The organism is Pseudomonas putida (assembly GCA_041879295.1).
Classification (GTDB): domain Bacteria; phylum Pseudomonadota; class Gammaproteobacteria; order Pseudomonadales; family Pseudomonadaceae; genus Aquipseudomonas; species Aquipseudomonas putida_Y.
The window spans coordinates 4,200,532-4,221,082 of the sequence record CP047152.1; the positions used below are offsets into that span (position 1 = coordinate 4,200,532).

At 62.9% G+C, this 20,551-nt stretch carries 22 protein-coding genes and 1 tRNA gene; 14 read left to right on the forward strand and 9 right to left on the reverse strand.

What is annotated here, in order from left to right; genetic code table 11:
- Nucleotides 1-18: 18 nt before the first annotated feature.
- Complete coding sequence (locus GST84_19240) at nucleotides 19-774, reverse strand: spermidine synthase (protein ID XGB14337.1); 756 nt, start codon at nucleotides 772-774, stop codon at nucleotides 19-21.
- Between the two features lie 116 nt (nucleotides 775-890).
- Between GST84_19240 and GST84_19245 the strand changes: the two genes are divergently transcribed.
- Complete coding sequence (locus GST84_19245; GenBank protein XGB14338.1) at nucleotides 891-2,237, forward strand: 3-deoxy-7-phosphoheptulonate synthase class II; 1,347 nt, start codon at nucleotides 891-893, stop codon at nucleotides 2,235-2,237.
- Between the two features lie 304 nt (nucleotides 2,238-2,541).
- Here the strand turns inward: GST84_19245 and GST84_19250 are convergent, their stop codons facing one another.
- Nucleotides 2,542-2,760 carry a DUF1127 domain-containing protein gene (locus GST84_19250; protein XGB14339.1) on the reverse strand — a complete coding sequence of 73 codons (219 nt, stop codon included), beginning with the start codon at nucleotides 2,758-2,760 and terminating at the stop codon, nucleotides 2,542-2,544.
- Nucleotides 2,761-2,856: 96 nt separating this feature from the next.
- Between GST84_19250 and GST84_19255 the strand changes: the two genes are divergently transcribed.
- Nucleotides 2,857-3,708, forward strand: coding sequence for a LysR family transcriptional regulator (locus tag GST84_19255; protein ID XGB14340.1), 852 nt, complete (start codon nucleotides 2,857-2,859; stop codon nucleotides 3,706-3,708).
- A gap of 28 nt (nucleotides 3,709-3,736) precedes the next feature.
- Here GST84_19255 and GST84_19260 read toward each other — a convergent pair whose 3' ends face one another.
- Nucleotides 3,737-4,486 (reverse strand): TSUP family transporter, encoded by a 750-nt coding sequence (locus tag GST84_19260; protein XGB15811.1) that lies wholly within the window; start codon nucleotides 4,484-4,486, stop codon nucleotides 3,737-3,739.
- Between the two features lie 113 nt (nucleotides 4,487-4,599).
- On the opposite strand from GST84_19260, the gene GST84_19265 reads away from it, so the two are divergent.
- From GST84_19265 to GST84_19275, 3 genes are all read left to right on the forward strand, one after another.
- Nucleotides 4,600-5,553 carry a LysR family transcriptional regulator gene (locus GST84_19265; protein XGB14341.1) on the forward strand — a complete coding sequence of 318 codons (954 nt, stop codon included), beginning with the start codon at nucleotides 4,600-4,602 and terminating at the stop codon, nucleotides 5,551-5,553.
- 58 nt (nucleotides 5,554-5,611) lie between these two features.
- Nucleotides 5,612-6,067 carry a MarR family transcriptional regulator gene (locus GST84_19270; protein ID XGB14342.1) on the forward strand — a complete coding sequence of 152 codons (456 nt, stop codon included), beginning with the start codon at nucleotides 5,612-5,614 and terminating at the stop codon, nucleotides 6,065-6,067.
- A gap of 140 nt (nucleotides 6,068-6,207) precedes the next feature.
- Nucleotides 6,208-6,636 (forward strand): Ohr family peroxiredoxin, encoded by a 429-nt coding sequence (locus GST84_19275; protein ID XGB14343.1) that lies wholly within the window; start codon nucleotides 6,208-6,210, stop codon nucleotides 6,634-6,636.
- Nucleotides 6,637-6,860: 224 nt separating this feature from the next.
- Here the strand turns inward: GST84_19275 and efp are convergent, their stop codons facing one another.
- Together efp and earP are read right to left on the reverse strand one after the other, a co-directional pair.
- A complete protein-coding gene (gene efp / locus GST84_19280; GenBank protein ID XGB14344.1) occupies nucleotides 6,861-7,430 on the reverse strand; it encodes an elongation factor P in 570 nt (189 codons plus the stop codon).
- Between the two features lie 48 nt (nucleotides 7,431-7,478).
- Entirely contained in the window at nucleotides 7,479-8,612 is a 1,134-nt protein-coding gene (earP, locus tag GST84_19285; GenBank protein XGB14345.1) for an elongation factor P maturation arginine rhamnosyltransferase EarP, read from the reverse strand.
- A gap of 129 nt (nucleotides 8,613-8,741) precedes the next feature.
- On the opposite strand from earP, the gene GST84_19290 reads away from it, so the two are divergent.
- Nucleotides 8,742-9,119 (forward strand): hypothetical protein, encoded by a 378-nt coding sequence (locus GST84_19290; protein XGB14346.1) that lies wholly within the window; start codon nucleotides 8,742-8,744, stop codon nucleotides 9,117-9,119.
- Nucleotides 9,120-9,121: 2 nt separating this feature from the next.
- Nucleotides 9,122-9,592 (forward strand): transcription elongation factor GreAB, encoded by a 471-nt coding sequence (locus GST84_19295; GenBank protein XGB14347.1) that lies wholly within the window; start codon nucleotides 9,122-9,124, stop codon nucleotides 9,590-9,592.
- A 114-nt stretch (nucleotides 9,593-9,706) separates the two neighbouring features.
- Here the strand turns inward: GST84_19295 and GST84_19300 are convergent, their stop codons facing one another.
- Complete coding sequence (locus tag GST84_19300) at nucleotides 9,707-10,645, reverse strand: LysR family transcriptional regulator (GenBank protein XGB14348.1); 939 nt, start codon at nucleotides 10,643-10,645, stop codon at nucleotides 9,707-9,709.
- A 119-nt stretch (nucleotides 10,646-10,764) separates the two neighbouring features.
- On the opposite strand from GST84_19300, the gene GST84_19305 reads away from it, so the two are divergent.
- Nucleotides 10,765-11,514 carry an SDR family oxidoreductase gene (locus tag GST84_19305; GenBank protein XGB14349.1) on the forward strand — a complete coding sequence of 250 codons (750 nt, stop codon included), beginning with the start codon at nucleotides 10,765-10,767 and terminating at the stop codon, nucleotides 11,512-11,514.
- Nucleotides 11,515-11,553: 39 nt separating this feature from the next.
- On the opposite strand, the gene GST84_19310 is transcribed toward GST84_19305, so the two are convergent.
- Complete coding sequence (locus tag GST84_19310; protein XGB14350.1) at nucleotides 11,554-12,438, reverse strand: LysR family transcriptional regulator; 885 nt, start codon at nucleotides 12,436-12,438, stop codon at nucleotides 11,554-11,556.
- A gap of 106 nt (nucleotides 12,439-12,544) precedes the next feature.
- On the opposite strand from GST84_19310, the gene GST84_19315 reads away from it, so the two are divergent.
- The 3 genes from GST84_19315 (at nucleotide 12,545) to GST84_19325 (ending at nucleotide 16,647) form a co-directional block, all read left to right on the forward strand.
- Nucleotides 12,545-13,732, forward strand: a complete 1,188-nt coding sequence (locus tag GST84_19315) for an MFS transporter (GenBank protein XGB14351.1) — start codon at nucleotides 12,545-12,547, stop codon at nucleotides 13,730-13,732.
- A gap of 201 nt (nucleotides 13,733-13,933) precedes the next feature.
- Nucleotides 13,934-14,314 carry a hypothetical protein gene (locus GST84_19320; protein ID XGB14352.1) on the forward strand — a complete coding sequence of 127 codons (381 nt, stop codon included), beginning with the start codon at nucleotides 13,934-13,936 and terminating at the stop codon, nucleotides 14,312-14,314.
- 200 nt (nucleotides 14,315-14,514) lie between these two features.
- Entirely contained in the window at nucleotides 14,515-16,647 is a 2,133-nt protein-coding gene (locus tag GST84_19325; protein ID XGB14353.1) for a TonB-dependent siderophore receptor, read from the forward strand.
- A gap of 139 nt (nucleotides 16,648-16,786) precedes the next feature.
- Here the strand turns inward: GST84_19325 and GST84_19330 are convergent.
- A tRNA-Ser gene (locus GST84_19330) sits at nucleotides 16,787-16,876 on the reverse strand.
- 198 nt (nucleotides 16,877-17,074) lie between these two features.
- Between GST84_19330 and GST84_19335 the strand changes: the two genes are divergently transcribed.
- The 3 genes from GST84_19335 (at nucleotide 17,075) to GST84_19345 (ending at nucleotide 19,716) form a co-directional block, all read left to right on the forward strand.
- The gene (locus GST84_19335; GenBank protein ID XGB14354.1) at nucleotides 17,075-17,764 is read left to right on the forward strand and encodes a crotonase/enoyl-CoA hydratase family protein; all 690 of its coding nucleotides are present in this window, start codon (nucleotides 17,075-17,077) and stop codon (nucleotides 17,762-17,764) included.
- A 199-nt stretch (nucleotides 17,765-17,963) separates the two neighbouring features.
- Nucleotides 17,964-18,677, forward strand: a complete 714-nt coding sequence (locus GST84_19340; protein XGB14355.1) for a 1-acylglycerol-3-phosphate O-acyltransferase — start codon at nucleotides 17,964-17,966, stop codon at nucleotides 18,675-18,677.
- Between the two features lie 67 nt (nucleotides 18,678-18,744).
- Nucleotides 18,745-19,716 carry a magnesium transporter gene (locus GST84_19345; GenBank protein XGB14356.1) on the forward strand — a complete coding sequence of 324 codons (972 nt, stop codon included), beginning with the start codon at nucleotides 18,745-18,747 and terminating at the stop codon, nucleotides 19,714-19,716.
- 40 nt (nucleotides 19,717-19,756) lie between these two features.
- On the opposite strand, the gene GST84_19350 is transcribed toward GST84_19345, so the two are convergent.
- Nucleotides 19,757-20,491, reverse strand: a complete 735-nt coding sequence (locus GST84_19350) for an amidotransferase (GenBank protein ID XGB14357.1) — start codon at nucleotides 20,489-20,491, stop codon at nucleotides 19,757-19,759.
- Nucleotides 20,492-20,551 lie beyond the last annotated feature (60 nt).

The following is a 20,551-nucleotide window of genomic DNA, read 5'->3' on the forward strand; positions in this document are numbered from 1 at the left end:
TCGGCGCGCGTCAGCCATTCAGGTAGCCGGCCGAATCTCGCGGATCAGCCCATCGAGGCTGTACCCCAAACGCGGCGCCAGCGCCTCGGCCCGGGCTCTCAAACCGTCCAGGTCCAGCGACTGCTCAAGGTCTGCCGGCACCAGCAGAATCACATTGCCCTCCTTCACAGGCAGCTCCCAGTAATGCCGATGGTACAACCCGCGCAACAACGCCGCGCCCAGCGGCCTGCCATCATCGGTGGCCCACTGGTTGATCACCAACCAGCCGCCTGGGTTCAGGTGTTGCTGGCAGTTCTCCAGAAAGTTCCACGCCAGGTGCCCGACCCCAGGGCCATGATCGGTGTACAAGTCAACGAACAGCAGGTCGGCCTTCTCTGCCGTGGGCAATAGCTCCAGGGCATCGCCGATGCGCACATACAGCCGCGGGTCGTCGTCCAGGCCCAGGTAATCCATGGCCAGGCGCGGCACATCCGGGCGCAGCTCGATGGCCTCGATGTCTTCCAGCGGCAGGAACTTCATGCAGGCCTGGGTCAGCGTGCCGGCGCCCAGGCCCAGAAACAGTGCACTCTCAGGCAGTTCGTGGCACAGCGCCCCCACCAGCATGGCGCGGGTGTAGTCGTACTCCAGCCAGCTGGGGTCGGCGGTGAACACGCAGCTTTGCTCGATCGCATCGCCGAATTCCAGAAAGCGGTAGTCGTCTACTTCGTACACGCTGATGACGCCAAACGCATCTTCCACCCGTGCCAGCAGCCGCTCTTGCCGTTCCGCCGTCATGTCCACCACCCGCCTGCGCAAAAACGCGCATTGTCCGCCAACACCCTTGATGCAACAAGCGCAGCGCCAACTGTTACCATGGCCCATAGCCTACAACCGACAAGACCGAGCCCAAGATGAACCAACCGTGGAGCCCCGACAGCTGGCGCGCCCTGCCGATCCAGCAGCAACCGACCTACCCCGATGCCGCGCACCTGCTGAAGGTTGAACAGACCCTGGCCAGCTACCCGCCGCTGGTGTTCGCGGGTGAGGCGCGCGAGCTGCGCCGGCAGTTTGCCGAAGTCACTGAAGGCCGTGCCTTCCTGCTTCAGGGCGGCGATTGCGCCGAGAGCTTCGCCGAGTTCTCGGCTGCAAAAATCCGCGACACCTTCAAGGTGTTGCTGCAAATGGCGATTGTCATGACCTTTGCCGCCGGCTGCCCGGTGGTGAAAGTGGGGCGTATGGCCGGGCAGTTCGCCAAACCGCGCTCATCTGGCGATGAAACCATCGGCGACGTCACCCTCCCCGCCTACCGCGGCGACATCGTCAACGGCATCAGTTTCGACGCCAAAAGCCGTATTCCGGACCCGGAGCGCCTGCTGCAGGCCTACCACCAGGCCACCGCCAGCCTCAACCTGCTGCGCGCGTTCGCCCAGGGCGGGTTTGCCGACCTGCACCAGGTGCACAAGTGGAACCTGGACTTCATCGCCAACTCGGCGCTGGCCGACAAGTACCACCAGTTGGCCAATCGCATCGATGAAACCCTGGCGTTCATGCGTGCCTGTGGCCTGGACAGTGCGCCGCAACTGCGCGAAACCAGCTTCTTCACGGCCCACGAGGCGCTGCTGTTGAACTATGAAGAAGCCTTCGTGCGCCAGGACAGCCTGACCGGCGACTACTACGACTGCTCGGCGCACATGCTGTGGATCGGCGACCGCACCCGCCAGCTCGATGGCGCCCATGTCGAGTTCCTGCGTGGCGTGCACAACCCCATCGGGGTCAAGGTTGGCCCGAGCATGAACCCCGAAGAGCTGATCCGCCTGATCGACACGCTCAATCCGTCCAACGACCCGGGGCGTCTGAACCTGATCGTGCGCATGGGCGCGAGCAAGGTTGGCGACCACTTGCCGGGGCTGATCCGCACTGTCGAGCGCGAGGGGCGCAAGGTGTTGTGGAGCTCCGACCCGATGCACGGCAACACCATCAAGGCCAGCAGCGGTTACAAGACCCGCGATTTTGCGCAGATTCTGGATGAGGTTAAGCAGTTCTTCCAGGTACATCAGGCCGAGGGCAGCCATGCTGGCGGTATCCATATCGAGATGACCGGGCAGAACGTCACCGAATGCATTGGCGGTGCCCGGCCGATCACCGAGGATGCGTTGTCGGACCGGTATCACACCCATTGTGATCCGCGGATGAATGCCGATCAGTCGCTGGAGTTGGCGTTCCTGATTGCCGAAACCCTCAAGCAGGTGCGGCGGTGAGGCTGGGGCGCATGCCTTGAGTTTTGTAGCGCCTGGGAGATCGAGCGCCGCCCGCGCGGCGCATCGCGAGCAAAGCTCGCTCCTACATTTGTTTCGGGCCAGTTACGCCTGTGACAGGCGCGCGCGACCGCCTTGTTAGTTCGACGTGATGTCGCGCCATGCGCCCAAGGCGTTCGCGCACAAATGCCACAGGAAAAATTGGCCCGAAACAGATGTAGGAGCGAGCTTTGCTCGCGATGCGCCGCGCGGGCGGCGCTCGATCTCCCGGACGCTGAAAAGCTGAAGCCAGGCGCTTGGACCCAACTCACTTCCTCAGTGGATCATCCCAGAAATGCCGCTCGGCCTCTTGATGGATATCCGCCCGACTCAACCCCAGATCGTGCAAGGTTGCATCACTGAGACTGGCCAACTCCTGACGCTGACGGTACAGCTCCAGCCAACGCGCCGGGCGCTGCAGAGCCGCGTGCCACAGGTAGCTCAGGGAAAAGGCTGGTTGCTGGATGCTGCTGACATGACCTTTCATCGTGAAGCCCTCCGTGTTGATGGCCTCAGTCTCACGCCAGGCATAAGATCAATCCAACGAATGTTTCTGATGCGATGCATCTCGGAGATTGATGCAATGTCCCAGTACCAAAGCCTCGACGCGGACGTCCTGCGCACCTTCGTAGCCATTGCCGAGCAAGGCGGCTTTACCCGAGCAGGCGAAGTGGTCAACCGCACCCAGTCAGCAGTCAGTATGCAGATGAAACGCCTGGAAGAAGACGTTCTGCAGCGCCAGCTCTTCGAACGTGATGGCCGTCAGGTGCGGCTGACCGCCGAAGGTCAGGTCCTGCTGGGGTATGCCCGACGCATTCTCAAGTTGCATGGCGAAGTGTTCAACACCCTGCGCATGCCGCACATGGTTGGCCTGGTGCGCATCGGCACACCGGACGACTACGCCATGCGCTTCCTGCCGACCATCCTGTCGAGCTTTGCCCAGGCCTACCCGCTGGTGCAGGTGGAAGTGCATTGCGATTCGTCCAAGCACTTGATGCTGCGCCAGGATCTGGACCTGACCATCGTCACCCGCGAGCCCGGCAACGAGATTGGCCAGTTGCTGCGCCAGGAACGCCTGGTGTGGGCCGCGGCAGAAGGCTTTTGCCCGCACGAACAGCGGCCGATGCCGGTGGCGCTGTTCAACACCGACTGCTTCTGTCGCGCCTGGACCTGCAATGCGCTGGAGGCACAGGGCATCGATTACCGTATTGCCTACACCAGCCCGAGCCTGGCAGCGATCTTTGCCATCGTCACCGCCGGGCTGGCAGTGACCGCGCAGCTGCAGAGCCTGATCGGGGGCAACATCCGCATACTGGGTGAAAGCGAAGGGCTACCGCAGTTGCCGATGGCCAATGTGATGCTGGTGCGCAGTACGCAATCCCCCTCGCCAATCACCGACTGCATGGCCGACTACATCGTTGAGGGTTTCAAGTGATCGGGGGCCGAAAAACGGCCCCACAATCTCAAAGCTCAAACCCCAGCATCACCGCACAGACCACCAGGAACACACAGAACATCGCCCGCAGTACCTTCTCCGGCAACGCGTGGGCCAGCTTCACGCCCCAGCTGATGCTCAGCAAGCCACCCACCGCCAAGGGAATCCCAACCCCCCAGTCAACGCTATGGTGCACGCCATAGGTCACCAGCGTGACCAAGGTACTCGGCGCCGCCAGCGCCAGTGACAACCCCTGCGCCACCACCTGAGTAGCGCCAAACACACTGGTCAGGATCGGCGTGGCCACCACGGCCCCACCCACGCCGAACAAGCCGCCCATGGTGCCGGCAAAGCTGCCCAGCACACCCAGCCACGGCCAGGCATGACGCAGCTCGGCACTCGGCGACGACACCTTCATGAACATCCGCACCACGTTCCACACTGCCAAGGCTACCAAAAAGCCGACAAAACCCAGGCGCATGGAGTGCGCATCAAGCCCCACCGCCCAGATCGACCCCAGCCAGGCGAACAAGAAGCTGCATACCGACAGCGGCAACGCATGGCGCAACGCAATACGGTTGCGCTGGTGATAACGCCACAACGCCAGCAGCACGTTCGGCACCACCATCACCAACGCGGTCCCCTGCGCCAACTGCTGGTCCAGGCCAAACAGCACACCCAACGCCGGAATCGCGATCAGCCCGCCACCAATGCCAAACAAGCCCCCCATGGTGCCCAGGGCAGCGCCCAGCACGATATACAACAACCACTCGATCATCAGGGCCTCGTCCGCCTGTACCAATAATGCGAGCATGCTAACGATTGTGCGCTGGCGGGGAAACGCACAGCAGCGCACAATGGCTGTGCGTTTTTCGCAAAAGCAAGGCAGCCATGAGCCCCGATACCCTGACCGACCAATTGAGCCTGTTCCTTGATGTGCTGGAAACCGGCAGCTTTTCTGCCGCCGCCCGTCGCCACCCGCTGACCCCGTCTGCGGTAGCACGGCGCATCGACAACCTGGAAAGCGCCGTCGGCAGCCGCCTGTTCACCCGCAGCACCCACGCGGTGCGGGCCACGCCTGCAGGCAACGCCTTTGCCGAGCGGGCCAGGCGCATCATCGAGGAGTTGCGCCTGGCCCGGGCTGAAGCGGTGTCACTGAGCAATGCCCCGGAAGGCCTGATCCGCATCGACGCACCTGCCGCGTTTGGCCGCCGCCACCTGGCCCCGGCCATTGCCGACTTCCTGGTGGCCTACCCGGGCCTGGACGTGCAACTGCGGTTGATCGACAGCTTCGTCGACCTGCAGGGCAGCCACCTGGGCGAGGTCGACCTGGTGCTGCGCGCCGGCCCTTTGGCCGACACCCGTCTGGTCGCCACGCCGCTCGCCTACATGGTGCGCATCGCCTGCGCCAGCCCCGCCTACCTGGCCAGCCGCGGCATCCCCACCTGCCCCAGCGAACTGCCCGGGCATGACGGGCTGGACTGGGATGGCCTGGCGCCGCCGTTCGCCTGGCGCTTCAGTGTGGCCGGGCAAACCCGCCTGTACCGCCCCGCGCGCATGCGCATGGCCGCCAACAATGCCGAAACCCTGCTGTTCGGCGCCCTCGCCGGCCTGGGGATAGCCCACCTGCCCACCTGGCTGAGCAGTGAATACCTGCTACGCGGCGAGCTTATCCCGTTGTTCTGCGACGGCGGTTTGCCTGAAGCCGAGACCAGTGGCATTTACGCGTTACGCCTGGCACATGAAACGAACTCTCGCAGCCGTTTGCTGCTCGAATTCCTCAAGAGCCGATTCAGCCCGATACCACCCTGGGACCTGGCCTTGCGCAGTGAACTGCGCGATTAACTCGCGCACTGATGATCAGCGTGCCAGAATTTTCCATTGATCACTTTCAAGGACCTGCATGAACGCCGACACCCAAGCCTCCTGTGACGAGCTGCTGCTGGACAACCAGGTCTGTTTTGCCCTGCACTCCACCTCGTTGCTGATGACCAAGGTCTACAAGCCGCTGCTGCAGGCGCTGGGCCTGACCTACCCGCAATACCTTGCCATGCTGGTGCTCTGGGAGCGTGACGGACTGACCGTGGGCGAAATCAGCCAGCACCTGCTGACCGACCCAGGCTCGCTGACCCCGCTGCTCAAACGCCTGGAAAGCGAAGGCCTGTTGCAGCGCAACCGCAGCCGCGAAGATGAACGGGTAGTGATGGTGCAACTGACCGACAAGGGCCGCGCCCTGCAACAGCAGGCCAAAGAGGTGCCGCCGTGCATTCTCAAGGCCAGCGGGCGCAGCCTGGAGCAGCTGCAGCAACTGCAAGCCGACCTGCTGAACCTGCGCGAAAACCTGCAGAAAAACCTCTGAGCGCTATGCTGTGAAATGGCCGTTCCGATGAACGGCGATGATTTATCTTGCGCGCTAACTAATTGCGCGCTAATTTAAATCCCACACCAACCCCCGCCCTCCTGCAAACGGGAGTGCACAGCACATTAGCGAGGCTCAAGATGCAAAAGGTCACTCCGCTGTACATCGCAGAAGCTACCTCCACCGGTGGGCGCGACGGCAAATCCCGCTCCAGCGACGGCAAGCTCGTCGTCAGCCTGAGCACCCCCAAGGAACTGGGCGGCGCGGGCGGTGACGGCACCAACCCCGAGCAGATGTTCGCCGCCGGTTACTCGGCCTGCTTCATCGGCGCCTTGAAATTCGTGGCCGGGCAAGAGAAGAAAGCCCTGCCGGCAGATACCTCGATCACCGCCAAGGTGGGCATCGGCCAGATCCCGGGCGGTTTCGGCCTGGACATCGACCTGCACATCAACCTGCCGGGCCTGGCCCAGGCCGATGCCGAAGGGCTGGTGGAAAAGGCGCATCAGGTGTGCCCGTACTCCAATGCCACCCGCGGTAATGTGGATGTGCGCCTGCACGTAACCGTCTAAGGCGCAAAGGCTTGCGCAATGCCCTGTAGGAGCGGGTTTACCCGTGAAGAAAACACCGCGGTGGATGGCACAGGCTTCGCCCGTGTTCGCGGGCAAGCCCGCTCCCACACGGATCTGCGCCAGCTTTTAGAAATTGAGCACGACAGTTGCCCCCACAAAAGCACGAGCACACAGGCATAAAAAAACCCGGCTTGCGCCGGGTTTTTTGCGTCTCGCAAGAAGCATTACTTCTTGGAACGGCCTTTGAAGCTGTTGTCGCGAGTGTCGATGTCGATCCACTCGTCGATCTGGATGAAGTCGGCAACCGAGATCTCGGTACCGTTCGCCAGCTTGGCAGGCTTCATGACTTTGCCGGAGGTGTCACCGCGAGCAGCGTTCTCGGTGTAGACAACTTTACGGCTGATGGTGGTCGGCAGTTCAACCGACACCAGACGGCCTTCGAAGAACACGGCTTCGCAGACGTCTTCCATGCCTTCTTCGATGTACGGCAGAACGGCTTCGATGTCTTCGGCGTTCAGCTCGTACATGGTGTAGTCGGTGGTGTCCATGAAGGTGTACTCGTCACCATTGATGAACGACAGGGTCGCTTCTTTGCGATCCAGGATCACGTCGTCCAGCTTGTCGTCCGCACCGTATACGGTTTCGGTCTTGTAGCCGGTCAGCAGGTTCTTCAGCTTGGTCTTCATGATCGCGCTGTTACGGCCCGACTTGGTGAACTCAGCTTTTTGAACCAGCCACGGGTCGTTGTCGATCCGCAGTACGGTACCGGGTTTCAGTTCTTTACCAGTTTTCATTACGAAGTATCCGAATCTGGATGGATTTATAAAAATCGAGGCCGCGTATCATAGCGAATTTCGGTAAAAGTGTACTAGCGCTTCGGCAAGGTCCGGCTGAGCGGCCTGTCGCGCCCCCCAACGGCGGGCATGCTGCTGCAGTTCCGGCCAATGCTGGCGGGCCGCCCGCCAGGCCTGGCCCATGTCGAAATCCATGTTCCAGGCACGCCACAGGCCCAGCAGGGCTGCATCGGCTTCGTCTGACAGGCCGCAGCGATAATGCGCGAGGAACGCTTCGAGTTTTTCCCAATGGGCATTCTCGTCCTGCACATAGATGTGCCACAGCATCGGCTGCCCCGCCCACTGCGCACGCACGAACGAGTCTTCGCCACGCACGGCATTGAAATCGCAGCTCCATAACAGCCGGTCGAAGTCGTCCTGGCTGACGAATGGCAGCACCTGAACGGTCAGCGCCCCACGCGTGCGCACATCACCCACGTGCAGCGGCCCCTCGCCCAGCCACTGGCTGAGCCCCGCGACGATGCGCCCCTGCGGGACCAACAGGTGGCAGGCCTGGTCAGCCGTGGCCAAGGCATCAAGCCAGTTGCCCAGCTGTGGGTTTTCATAGGCGAACAGCGAGATCAGCAGCGCACCCGGCACAGGGTCTACACCAAGCCCCAGCAAGAAGGCACGGCGCGCATCCGCCGACTGCTGGAACGCATCACGCCGGGCCAGCAGCGAACCCTCGCGCAGCAAACCGCCCGTTTTGTCGGTAAAGCCCGGGAAGAAAAAAACCTTGCGCAAACCGTTGGGCTGCGGCGAAGGCAACCCATGGCAACCCTCTACCCAGTCCTCGGCACTCAGGTACTCGAGGTTGAGCCAGAGCGGCGGCTGCGGACGGGCACGCATGGCCTCGACATACGCCGCCGGCAACTGGCAGGCGAACGCGCCGATCACCACATCGGCGGGGGCCACCGGCAACCACGCTGCCGGCCAGTGACGCACATCCACACCGTGCTGCCACTGTTGCGCCGCCGTGGCATCGGCGCCAGGGCACATAGGCGTGAAAGCGTTGAGGTCATCCACCCACAGGCGCACCGCCAGGCCGTGCTCGGCCACCAACTGCCGGGCCAGGCGCCAGGTCACGCCGATATCGCCGTAGTTGTCGACGACGCTGCAGAAGATGTCCCAGGTGGCTTTCATGCGCCCCTCCCGTGCTGGTGCAAAAACCGCGAATTCTGCGCATAAATTGGCGCTGACAAAAGCACCTGCGCAGAAAAATGCCCAAGCGCATGCGACAATGCCCCCCTACCACGCTGCCAGGAGGCTGACATGCCGCGCCACCGTGAACTGAAGATCACCCTCAAGCCGTTGCCGTTGATCATGTGCGTAGCCTTGGGCCTATGGCTGGGCGCCATGGCCATTGCCGTGAGCCTGTGGCTGGCCCAGCAGTTGTGGCCACAGCAGGTGCAACCTCTGGCCCAGGTTGTGGCCCCCCACGCCTACCGACCCGCTGCCCAGGATGGCCAGGCCGAGATGTTCGAACGCTACAAGGACATCCTGCACAAACAGGAGCTGCAACAGGCCGCCGATGCCGCACAGGGCAATCCGCGCAACCTCAACAGCCCCAAGTGCCAGTTCTGGCTACAGCAAAACCGTACCGCGCCCACCGAAAAAAGCCAGGCCAACGTGCTGGAGTTCTGTTACTGACCATGGACAAGCCCCACCTGCTGGCGCTGATTGTCGCCACCCTCGAGCATGACCTGGACGTGCTGACCCGCGCGGCGCAAACCGCCTACGAGGCCGCCACCGCCGAAGAGAACATTGCCGAGAACAAGTATGACACGCTGGGCCTGGAGGCCTCGTACCTGGCCACCGGCCAGGCCCGCCGCAGTGCCGAGATCCGCCAGGCGCTGGTGATCTACCAGCAGTTGCTGCTGCGTGACTACGACACGGCGCGCGGTGTGCAGGTAAGCAACCTGGTGACCCTGGAAGATGAAGAGGGCGGGCACCGTCGGCTGTTTCTGGGGCCTGAGGCAGCGGGGCTGAAGATTGGCGAGGGGGACGGGCTGGTGACGGTGATTACTCCGCGTTCGCCGCTGGGGCAGCTGTTGCTGGGCAAGCGGGTGGATGACGAGGTGAGCCTGGGGGCGCAGGTATCGTTCATTGTCGATGTTGTCTGAACCGGCCTCTTCGCGGGCCCGCCCGCTCCCACAAGGGGCCCACTGTCTTCAGGGCTGTGATATCCCTGTGGGAGCGGGCGGGCCTGCGAAAGGGCCGGCACAGGCAATAATTCTCTAAAGGGCCTGCAAGGCATCGAACCGCCCCGCCAGCCCCTGCTCGGCAAACTGCTCCACCACAAAATCGACGAACGCCCGGGTCTTGCCCGGCAACAGCTTGTGCTCGGCGAAATACAGGCTGATATGCCCATCGTCCACATACCAGTCCGGCAACACCCGCAGCAGCCGCCCGGCCAGCAGGTAGGGCACGGCAAACGGCAGGCTCACCAGGGCAATGCCCAGCCCCTGCTCGGCCACCGCGCATGCCGCGTCCGAATCGCTCATGGTCATCGCCTGGCGCAATTGCAGTGGCTGCTGCACCTGCCAACGGCTGGTCAGCGGCCACGAGCGCACCCGACCGGTCTGCGGTGACCGGACCAGGATACCTTCATGGCGTTGCAGCACCTGCGGGTCTTCTATCGGCGCGTGCTGCTGCAGATAGGCCGGCGCCGCCACCAACACCCGGTGCGCCGGGGTCAGCTTGCGCGCCACCACCCCCGGCGGCAGTTCGAAGCCACCGCCAATCGCAGCATCGAAGCCCTGGCCGATCAGGTCGACCTGGCGGTTGTCGAAATGCCAATCCGGGGTAATCGCCGGGTAGCGGCGCAAGAACTCCCCCAGCAACGGCAGCACATACAAACGCCCGAACACCGTGCCCATGCTCACCCGTAACGACCCGGCTGGCTGGCCTTCGGCACTGGCCAGGTTGGCCACGGCGTACTGAATGGTGCGAAAGCTGTCACTGACCTCGCCGAGAAAACGCTGCCCCGCTTCGGTCAAGGTCAGCTTGCGGGTACTACGCTGGAACAACCGCACACCCAGGCGCGCTTCCAGCTGCGCAACGTGCTTGCCCACAGCAGCCGGGGTAAGGCTCAGGCGCCTGGCGGCTTCGGCAAAACTGCCAACCTCGGCACTGCGGATAAAGCATTCCAACGCGCTGAACGATTCCATGGCCATGATTAACAACCAAAGGTTTACTCTGCTGATAGTGATTGCCATCTTATCAGTAGGTAATCGAGCGCCGATACTGTGCCCCATCCAAGGCATTTCGGCCTGGCTTCCAGCAGGAGAACAGCATGTCCAAGCAACTTACACTCGAAGGCAAGGTAGCCCTGGTTCAGGGCGGCTCCCGAGGCATTGGCGCAGCCATCGTGCGGCGCCTGGCCCGCGAAGGCGCGCAAGTGGCCTTCACCTATGTCAGCTCTGCCGGCCCGGCTGAAGAACTGGCTCGGGAAATTACCGAGAACGGCGGCAAAGCCTTGGCCCTGCGGGCTGACAGCGCTGATGCGGCAGCTGTGCAACTGGCGGTGGATGACACCGTGAAGGCCTTCGGCCAGCTGGATATCCTGGTCAACAACGCCGGTGTGTTGGCAGTGGCCCCGGTGACCGAGTTCGACCTGGCCGACTTCGATCACATGCTGGCCGTAAACGTACGCAGCGTATTCGTCGCCAGCCAGGCCGCGGCACGCTACATGGGCCAGGGGGGTCGTATCATCAACATTGGCAGCACCAACGCCGAGCGCATGCCGTTTGCCGGCGGTGCACCGTACGCCATGAGCAAGTCGGCACTGGTTGGCCTGACCCGCGGCATGGCACGCGACCTTGGGCCGCAGGGCATTACCGTGAACAACGTGCAGCCCGGGCCGGTGGATACCGACATGAACCCGGCCAGTGGCGAGTTCGCCGAGAGCCTGATTCCGCTAATGGCCATTGGGCGGTATGGCGAACCGGAGGAGATTGCCAGCTTCGTGGCTTACCTGGCAGGGCCTGAAGCCGGGTATATCACCGGGGCCAGCCTGACGGTGGACGGTGGGTTTGCAGCCTGATTGAAAGGTTGCCTGTGCCGCGACAGCGCCGGCACAGGCTTAGCCTTTCTTTGCCCCCAGGCACTGTTCCATCACGTCCAGAAAAGCCCGGGCAGCCGGTGTGGGGCTGGACGACCACACCGCATACAAGTGCCGCACCGGCGCATCCACCAACCGCGCCACTGCCACCCCTTCAATGCCCTGAGCTACCCGCTCAGGCACCAGGCCAACGGCCATGCCCCGCTGCACGAATTTCTCCACCAGACGAACATGCCCTATCTCGAACTGCACCCGACGCTGCAACCCCACCGCCTGAAACGCCTCGTCGGTCTGTCGTCGCGCCCCAGTGCCTTCGGGGAAATCCACCAACACTTCGCCTGCCAGGTCAGCCAGCGCCAGCTGTGCCATGCCCGCCAGGCGGTGCGCCAATGGCAACACAGCCACCAGTTCTTCCCTGGCCAGCAACCGATGCTGCACCCCCTGCACCACCTCGCCCTGCCACAGCCCGATAAAGCCCACGTCCAGGCGCCGCTCGAGTACGTCAGCGATCAGCAATTCGCTCTTGGCCGTGAGCCAGCGCACATCCACATCCGGATAACGACCATGGAATACCGCCAACAGGTCGACCAGGTCCAGCGCGGTGAGCGAACTGATTTCACCAATCGCCAGCCGCCCGCGCACCTGGCCGCAGGCCGCCGCCACGTCATCGGCAATGCGCCGGGCCGCCTCCACCGCTGGCCGTGCACTGAGCACAAAAGCCTCCCCCGCAGGTGTCAGGCGCACCCGTCGCGAACTACGCTCGAACAGGCTCACCCCCAGCTGCGCCTCCAGCCGCGCCACCTGATGGCTAAGGGCCGACTGCACCACATGGCAGCGCTCCGCCGCACGGGTAAAACTGCCGGTGTCGGCCACGGCAAGGGCATATTCGAGCTGCTTGAGGTTCATCGATCTATCTGCTTTCAAGATGAATAGGTTGAAAACTATACATTGGTGTCATGCCTGACACTTGCTGATAATCATCACCACACACGACTGCCCCCACGAGAATTGCATGCACACCCCCACTCTCAGCCGCGCCCTGATCCTGCTGATGGCTACCGCCACAGGCCTGGCCGTGGCCAGCAACTACTACGCCCAACCGCTGTTGCACAGCATCGCCCAGCAATTTGGCTTGAGCACCGCCAGTGCCGGCAGCATCGTGATTGCCGCGCAGCTCAGCTATGGCGCCGGCCTGTTGCTGCTGGCACCGCTGGGCGACCTGTTCGAGCAGCGCCGGCTGATTACCGTGATGACCGTTGTCTCCACCCTGGGCCTGGTCATCAGCGCCTGTGCACCCAGCCTGCCCTGGCTGCTGCTCGGCACGGCGCTGACCGGGCTGTTCTCGGTGGTGGCACAGATCCTCGTGCCGATGGCAGCGACCCTGAGCGAGCCGCATCAGCGCGGGCGCGCGATCGGCACGCTGATGAGCGGCCTGCTGCTGGGCATCCTGCTGGCGCGTACTGCTGCCGGCTTCATGGCCGAGCTGGGTGGCTGGCGCAGTATCTACGTGCTGGCCGCCGTGCTGATGGCACTTACCGCGCTGGCGCTATACCGCAGCCTGCCGCAGCACCACAGCCACGCCGGGCTGAAATACCCTGCACTGATCGGCTCCGTGTTCCGCCTGTTCATCGAAGAACCCGTGCTGCGCCTGCGCTCGCTGCTCGGTCTGTTGGCATTCAGCCTGTTCGCCCTGTTCTGGACACCCCTGGCGTTTCTGCTGGCGAAAGGCCCCTATCACTATTCGGATGCGGTGATCGGCCTGTTCGGCCTGGCCGGTGCGGCGGGTGCGTTGTCGGCCAACTGGGCCGGACGCCTGGCGGACCGTGGCAAGGGGTCGCTGGGTACCACCGTGGGCCTGGTGGTGTTGCTGCTGTCGTGGGTGCCGCTGGGGTTTGCCGAGCAGTCGCTGCTCGCCTTGCTGCTGGGCGTGCTGATGCTCGACCTGGCGGTACAGCTGGTGCATGTGAGCAACCAGAACGCGGTGATCGCCCTGCGGCCGGAGGCACGTACGCGGCTGAATGCTGGTTATATCACCTGCTATTTCATTGGCGGGGCGCTTGGGTCGTTGCTGGGCACACAGTTGTTCCAGCGCCAGGGCTGGATGGGGATTGTGGTAGCTGGGCTGGTGATTGGCGGGCTGGGATTGCTGGTGTGGGGCCTGGCCGAGCGTAAGCGCAAGAACACCTTGCAGGTGGCCTGATAAATGACCACTGGTTCTTCGCGGGCGCGCCCGCTCCCACAGGCGTATCACGGCCCTGAGGTTTGTGAAGCGCCCGCGAAGAGGCCATTGGCCACGGCGACAAAGTACCGCACTACCCTCCGTCGCAATGCCGTTGACTTGCCTGCCGGGGCAGCGCTCAGTAAGCGCTGGAAAATGCCCTTTCCCTGACAGGATGAATTTATGACAAGACTCACGGTGCAATCCGGCGATTTCTTGCAAGGTGAAGGCGAGTATCGCAATGGATCGCTCACACTCAAGACCGCGCGCAGCCCCTCACCCGGTGAACGGATTTCCCTGGCACGCATCAGCGACTTGCGGCTGGCCAGCCTGGAAACCAACCGCAGCCTGGGCAGCGCCTTGGGCTGGGGCGTGGCCGGCGCCCTGGTGGCAGGGCCAGTGGGGCTGCTGGCCGGGCTGTGGCTGGGCGGCAAGGAAGAAGAAGCCACCTTCCTGGCCACCTTCAAGGATGGACGCAAGCTGATGGCCATTACCGATGGCAAGACCTGGTCGAAGATCGACGATAACTGGCGGCAGCACAAGCGGCCGATCAGGACAGGCTGACTGAATACGCCGGGTCTGGATCGTTTTATGCAGAAGGCGGCTGGTAAGATGCCGCCTTTTTCATGGCCTCTACCGGCCTCTTCGCGGGTAAACCCGCTCCTACAGGGGTATCACCAACCGGTGTATCACCACCTGGTGTAGGAGCGGGTTTACCCGCGAAAGGGCCAGTACAGGTATCGCGCATCCAGGAGCCCCACCGCATGCCCCCGCATCACCCCCGCCTGCCCCTGAGCCTGCTCAGCCTGGGCCTGGCCCTGCAGTGCCCGCCTGTGCTTGCCGAAGACAGCGTGGTGCTTGCCCCCTTGCAGGTCTCCGACACCTTCGCCAGTGATGGCTACCAGGCACGCCAGGCGGCTGTGGGCGGTTTCCAGCCCGCGCCGCTGCTCGACACCCCCGCCTCTGTCAGCGTGTTCAGCCAGCAGCTACTGGAAGACCGCCAGGTCCGCACGCTTAGCGAAGTGTTGCAAAGCGATGCCTCGGTCGGCGAAAGCTATGCGCCCATCGGCTACTACGAAAACTTCAATGTGCGCGGCTTCGAGCTGAACGCCGCCAGTAGCTATCGCATCAATGGCCAGACCATTGCCGGAGAGCAGAACGTAGCCCTGGAGAACAAGCAGCAGGTGGAATTGCTCAAGGGCCTGTCCGGGCTGCAGAGCGGTATGTCGGAGCCGGGCGGCTTGATCAACTATGTGACCAAGCGCGCCGAAGACATACGCAGCGTCACGGTATCGACCAACGAACAGGGCGAACGCTATCTGGCCACCGACCTTGGCGGCTGGTTCGGCAGCGAAAAGCAGTTCGGCCTGCGCGCCAACCTGGCCCATGAAGACATCCGCGCCTACGTCGACCACGCTGACGGCAAGCGCGACTTCGCCTCGCTGGCGTTCGACTGGCAGATCAACCCGGATGCCACCCTGCAGCTGGATGCCGAATACCAGCACCGCGAACAGGCGTCGGTGCCGGGTTACCAACTGCTCGGAGGCACTGAAGTGCCCCACGGCATCGACCCGAAAGACCGCCTGGCCTACCAGCATTGGGCAAAGCCCGTGCAGAACGACTCGCTGAACCTGGGCGGGCGCTTCGAATACCGCTTCAACGATACCTGGACCGGCACCTTGAGCGCCTCCCGCAGCAAAGTGGTGATCGACGACTACAGCGCGTTTGCCTGGGGTTCGAGCGAGGGGGCGTTTTTCGGCAGCAATGGTGACTACGACATCTATGACTTTCGCAGCCCCGACGATACCCGTCGTACCGACGAGGCACAGGCCATGCTCAACGGGCACTTCGATGCCCTGGGCGTGGGGCATGAGCTGACCGTGGGTACCAGTGCGCAACGGCGTACGCTGGATCAGCGCCCGTACTACAACGAGTGGCTTGGTACCGGCAACATCAACACCGGCGCCCCTGCATTCGCCCCGTCCGACAAACCCCTAGGCGCCAGCGAACGTCGACTGGACAGCCGCCAGTACGGCTTGTTCATCAGCGACCGCATCAGCTTCAACGAGCAATGGCAGGCCGTGCTGGGCGCCCGTGAAGTACGCCTGGATGAAAAGACCTGGGACGAGAACGGCGTAGCCGGGCGCCATACCCGCCAATACGAGCTGCTGCCCAACGCTGCGCTTATCTACAAGCCGCAGCCGAACACCACGGTATACGCCAGCTACGCCAAGGGCCTGTCCGCCGGAGGTACGGCCCCCTGGTTCGCCAGCAATGCGGCTGAAATCCTTGCGCCCACCACCTCCCGCCAGCTGGAACTGGGCCTCAAGCAGGACTGGCAAGGCCTGAGCCTGAGTGCCGCATTGTTCCAGATCCGCCAGGCTTACCAGTACGCACGCCCGGACGGCACCGGTAACTTCACCTACGTGCAGCAAGGCCAGCAGAAAAATACCGGCCTGGAACTGGGCGCCAGCGGTTGGGTGACCCCGAAGCTGCAGGTACAGGCCAGTGCGGCAGCCATCCGGGCGCGGGTGCAGAACAGCGGTACCGATGACTACGAAGGCCACCAGGCAATCAACGTTCCCCGGTTCCGCGCGGCGTTGCATGCCGAATACAGCCTGCCAGTAACGGGCCTGGCGCTACTGGGTGGGGCGCGCTACAGCGCCAGCAAGTATGCGAGCCAGGCGGGCAATGTGGAGGTTGGCGGGTATACCGTGTTCGATCTGGGTAGCCGTTACCGTACGCGAGTCGGCGGGTATGACACGGTGCTGCGGCTGACGGTGGATAATGTGTTCGACAAGCGTTACTGGCGCGATGTGGGCGATTACCTGGGGGACAACTACCTGTTCCAGGGGGCACCGCGTACCGCTCGGCTTTCGGCTTCGATCAGCTTCTAGATTGCCGGGGCCGCCCCCACAGGAAATCGGGTACGCCTGTGGGAGCGGCCTTGTGTCGCGATGGGCTGCGCAGCAGCCCCAATGGCCTTGAAAACAAAAAGCCCCCGTGCTTTTCAGCGCGGAGGCTTTTCGTAGAATGTGGCGGTGAAGAAGGGATTTGAACCCTTGATACGATTTCTCGTATACACACTTTCCAGGCGTGCTCCTTCGACCACTCGGACACTTCACCGTTTCTCTTCAAGCCTTGCGGCCCGTCGAGGTGCGCTAATTTAGTGAAAGACTTTCCCTTTGGCAAGCATTTTTTTCAATTTTTTCATGTATTTGCACTTGGGCTGCCGTGAACGCTGACCGACCAGTCAGCCTTGCTGCTTTACCTCGCCCCTGACGCTGGGTAACGTCGTCGCCACGCCAACAAAAGGACTCTGCCATGAGCGAGCTGATTACCTACCACGCCGAAGACGGCATCGCCACCCTTACCCTGAACAACGGCAAGGTCAATGCCATCTCGCCGGACGTCATCACTGCCTTCAATGCAGCGCTGGACCGCGCTACCGAGGAGCGTGCAGTAGTGATCATCACCGGGCAGCCGGGCATTCTGTCGGGCGGTTACGACCTCAAGGTGATGACCAGCGGCCCCAAAGAGGCCATCAGCCTAGTCACCGCCGGTTCCACCCTCGCCCGCCGGCTGCTGTCGCACCCGTTCCCGGTGGTGGTCGCCTGCCCCGGCAATGCCGTGGCCAAGGGCGCTTTCCTGCTGCTGTCGGCCGACTACCGCATTGGTGTCGAAGGGCCGTACAAGGTATGCCTGAACGAAGTGCAAATCGGCATGACCATGCACCACGCCGGTATTGAACTGGCCCGCGACCGCCTGCGACGCTCGGCCTTCCACCGCTCGGTGATCAACGCCGAAGTGTTTGACCCGCAGGGTGCAGTGGATGCCGGCTTCCTCGACAAGGTCGTGCCGGCCGAGCAGTTGCAGGAAGCGGCAATGACCGCGGCGCGGGAGCTGAAGAAGCTGAACATGCTGGCGCACAAGAACACCAAGCTGAAAGTGCGTAAAGGGCTGCTGGAGGCGCTGGACAAGGCGATCGAGTTGGACCAGCAGCATATGGGCTAGCGGCACGGCCCCTTTCGCGGGCAAGCCCGCGCCTGCACATCCGCCCTCTCCGCGGGGAAATCCGCAATTCAACGGGCATACGCAACCTGTGCAGGAGCGGGCTTGCCCGCGAAAGGGCCGGAACAGGCCTGCACCAAGGTTTGCCCCAACCAGTGCACACCCGTACACTGCCCGGCGACTGTCTGGTGTGAGTCGTACCATGCTTTATTCATTGCGTATGTTCCTGCTGGGGCTGCATTTTCTTGCCGTTGGCGTCGTGGGCCTGATCATTGGTCTGTGCCGCCCCTTCAACCCTGACAACAGCCGCGTTTTCGCCCGGCTCTACAGCTTGCCGGCCACCTGGCTGATGCGCATCAAGGTCAAGGCCGAAGTCGGCCCATTGTGGGACCACCCGCCCGGCTGTGTGATCGTGGCCAACCACCAGTCCAACTTCGACCTGTTCGTGCTGGGCCAAGTGGTGCCACAACGCACCGTCGCCATCGGCAAGAAGAGCCTGGGCTGGATCCCGCTGTTCGGCCAATTGTTCTGGCTGGGGGGCAACGTGCTGGTCGACCGCAAGAATGCCTACCAGGCGCGCAAGGCCATACAGAAGACCACCCGGGTTCTGCAGGACGACACCTCGATCTGGATTTTCCCCGAAGGCACCCGCAATGCCGGCGAGCATTTGCTGGCGTTCAAGAAAGGCGCATTTCATATGGCGATCGAAGCCGGTGTGCCGATCGTGCCGGTCTGCGTCAGCCGCTATGCCAGGCGCCTCAGCCTGAACAGCTGGCGCCAGCGCACGGTGATAGTGCGCTCGCTGCCGCCCATTGCCACGACGGGCATGACGCCGCAGGATCTGCCAGCGCTGATCGAGCAGTGCCGGGGGCAAATGCAGCAGTGCATTGACCGCATGGAAAAAGAACTGGCCTGATCCGGGTTGCTCTGGCGCCGGGTACAGCCCAAGCTGTATCCGTGTTCAACCGAATAAGCGGACAACCATGGGTCGAGTCGTGGCATCGGCGGTGTACAGCGCCGGCAGAAAGGTCACCAACATCAGCATCGACGAAGGCAGCGAGTGGGCGCGCAAGCCGGGGCATTTCGTGTGGATCGGCCTGGAAGAGCCCAATGCCGAAGAGCTGGCCAACCTGCAGTCCCAGTTCAACCTGCACGAACTGGCCATCGAAGATGCCCTGGAAAAACACAGCCGGCCCAAGCTGGAAACCTTCGGCGACGCGTTGTTCATCGTCACTTACTCGCCCGTGCGCCACGAAGGCAAGCTGGAATTCATCGAAACCCATATCTTCGCGGGCAACGGCTACATCATCACCTGCCGCAACGGCCACTCCAAATCCTACGCCATGGTACGCCAGCGCTGCGAGGCCCGGCCCCTGCTGCTGGAACATGGCGAAGACTTCGTGCTGTACGCCCTGCTCGACTTTGTCACCGAGAACTACCAGCCGGTCAGCGAGGCCATACATGGCGAGATCGAAGAGCTGGAGGAAAGCGTACTGGGCGGCTCGCTGCAGGAAGACGACATCCGCCGCCTGCACAGCCTGCGCCGCGACATTCTGCGCCTGCGCCGCTACGTGGCGCCTATGGTTGAAGTGAGCGAAGAACTGCAGCGCCTGAGCTTCCCGTTCATCGACAAGAACATGCGCCCGTACTTTCGTGATGTGCAGATTCACGTGACACGGCAGATGGAAGACCTGGCCGGCATCCGCGACATTGCCAGCCAGACCATCGAGATCGGCATGCTGCTGGAGTCGTCACGGCAAAGCATCGTGCAGCGCAAATTCGCGGCCTGGGCGGCGATTCTGGCGTTCCCTACGGCGATTGCCGGGGTGTACGGCATGAACTTCCAGAACATGCCAGAGCTGAGCTGGCACTACGGCTACTTCGCGGTACTGGGGGTGATTGCGACGGGGTGTGCCGGGTTGTATGCCAGCTTCAAGAAATCGGGTTGGCTTTGATGGCCTCTTCGCGGGCGCGCCCGCGAAGGGTTGCAACCGATTATGCGGCGCTGTCGCCGGCCTTTGACGGCTGCTGGATAAAGCGCAACATCCACTCCCCTACCAGATCGCCCTGGTGCTCGGTGGCCAGGCTGGCTATGGCCTTGTGGTACACCTCGTCACCCAGGTATTCCTGGCGCGCATCGAGCAGTGCGCGGGAGTAGTCGTGCACGAACTCCGGGTGGCCCTGGAAGCACAGCACCTGGTCGCGAATGTGGTACGCCGCATTCGGGCAGAAATCGCTGGAGGCGATCACCGTAGCGCCTTCCGGCAGCTCGGTCACCTGGTCCTGGTGACTGATCAGCAAGGTCAGCTCCGACACCTCCGGGTCCATCCACGGCGCATGCGCCGCCAACGAGTAGCGATGGATACCCACGCCCCAGCCTTGCTCGGCCCGCTCGGCCTTGCCACCCAGGGTCAAGGCCAGCAACTGGTGGCCAAAACACACGCCCAGCAGCTTCTCACCACGCTCGTACAGTTTGAGCAGGTAGGCCTTGAGGGTCTGGATCCACGGATCGGTACCGAACGAATCGGCCTTGCTGCCCGTCACAAGGTAGGCATCGAACTTTTCACTGTCGGCGGGATAGTCGCCGTGCATCACGTTGTACACACAAAATTCGGCGGCAATCGGCTGACGCGAGAAGAGCTGCTCGAACATCCTGCCGTAGCCCTGATATTGCGCCGTCAACTCCGGTCGCAGGACATCGGTTTCAAGGATGCAGATGCGTAACGACATAGGGGTAGTCCTGAACGACATGGGTGGGAATCTGCTGTAGAGACTGCCGCGAAAGGCACG

Coding starts and splice junctions, on each gene's coding strand:
- GST84_19320 (XGB14352.1), top strand. CDS start 13,934: ATGACAAGACTCACGGTGCAATCCGGCGATTTCTTGCAAGGTGAAGGC.
- GST84_19305 (XGB14349.1), top strand. CDS start 10,765: ATGTCCAAGCAACTTACACTCGAAGGCAAGGTAGCCCTGGTTCAGGGC.
- GST84_19335 (XGB14354.1), top strand. CDS start 17,075: ATGAGCGAGCTGATTACCTACCACGCCGAAGACGGCATCGCCACCCTT.
- efp (XGB14344.1), bottom strand. CDS start 7,430: ATGAAAACTGGTAAAGAACTGAAACCCGGTACCGTACTGCGGATCGAC.
- GST84_19275 (XGB14343.1), top strand. CDS start 6,208: ATGCAAAAGGTCACTCCGCTGTACATCGCAGAAGCTACCTCCACCGGT.
- GST84_19300 (XGB14348.1), bottom strand. CDS start 10,645: ATGGCCATGGAATCGTTCAGCGCGTTGGAATGCTTTATCCGCAGTGCC.
- GST84_19290 (XGB14346.1), top strand. CDS start 8,742: ATGCCGCGCCACCGTGAACTGAAGATCACCCTCAAGCCGTTGCCGTTG.
- earP (XGB14345.1), bottom strand. CDS start 8,612: ATGAAAGCCACCTGGGACATCTTCTGCAGCGTCGTCGACAACTACGGC.
- GST84_19250 (XGB14339.1), bottom strand. CDS start 2,760: ATGAAAGGTCATGTCAGCAGCATCCAGCAACCAGCCTTTTCCCTGAGC.
- GST84_19325 (XGB14353.1), top strand. CDS start 14,515: ATGCCCCCGCATCACCCCCGCCTGCCCCTGAGCCTGCTCAGCCTGGGC.
- GST84_19315 (XGB14351.1), top strand. CDS start 12,545: ATGCACACCCCCACTCTCAGCCGCGCCCTGATCCTGCTGATGGCTACC.
- GST84_19295 (XGB14347.1), top strand. CDS start 9,122: ATGGACAAGCCCCACCTGCTGGCGCTGATTGTCGCCACCCTCGAGCAT.
- GST84_19350 (XGB14357.1), bottom strand. CDS start 20,491: ATGTCGTTACGCATCTGCATCCTTGAAACCGATGTCCTGCGACCGGAG.
- GST84_19270 (XGB14342.1), top strand. CDS start 5,612: ATGAACGCCGACACCCAAGCCTCCTGTGACGAGCTGCTGCTGGACAAC.
- GST84_19260 (XGB15811.1), bottom strand. CDS start 4,486: ATGATCGAGTGGTTGTTGTATATCGTGCTGGGCGCTGCCCTGGGCACC.
- GST84_19340 (XGB14355.1), top strand. CDS start 17,964: ATGCTTTATTCATTGCGTATGTTCCTGCTGGGGCTGCATTTTCTTGCC.
- GST84_19240 (XGB14337.1), bottom strand. CDS start 774: ATGACGGCGGAACGGCAAGAGCGGCTGCTGGCACGGGTGGAAGATGCG.
- GST84_19310 (XGB14350.1), bottom strand. CDS start 12,438: ATGAACCTCAAGCAGCTCGAATATGCCCTTGCCGTGGCCGACACCGGC.
- GST84_19245 (XGB14338.1), top strand. CDS start 891: ATGAACCAACCGTGGAGCCCCGACAGCTGGCGCGCCCTGCCGATCCAG.
- GST84_19255 (XGB14340.1), top strand. CDS start 2,857: ATGTCCCAGTACCAAAGCCTCGACGCGGACGTCCTGCGCACCTTCGTA.
- GST84_19345 (XGB14356.1), top strand. CDS start 18,745: ATGGGTCGAGTCGTGGCATCGGCGGTGTACAGCGCCGGCAGAAAGGTC.
- GST84_19265 (XGB14341.1), top strand. CDS start 4,600: ATGAGCCCCGATACCCTGACCGACCAATTGAGCCTGTTCCTTGATGTG.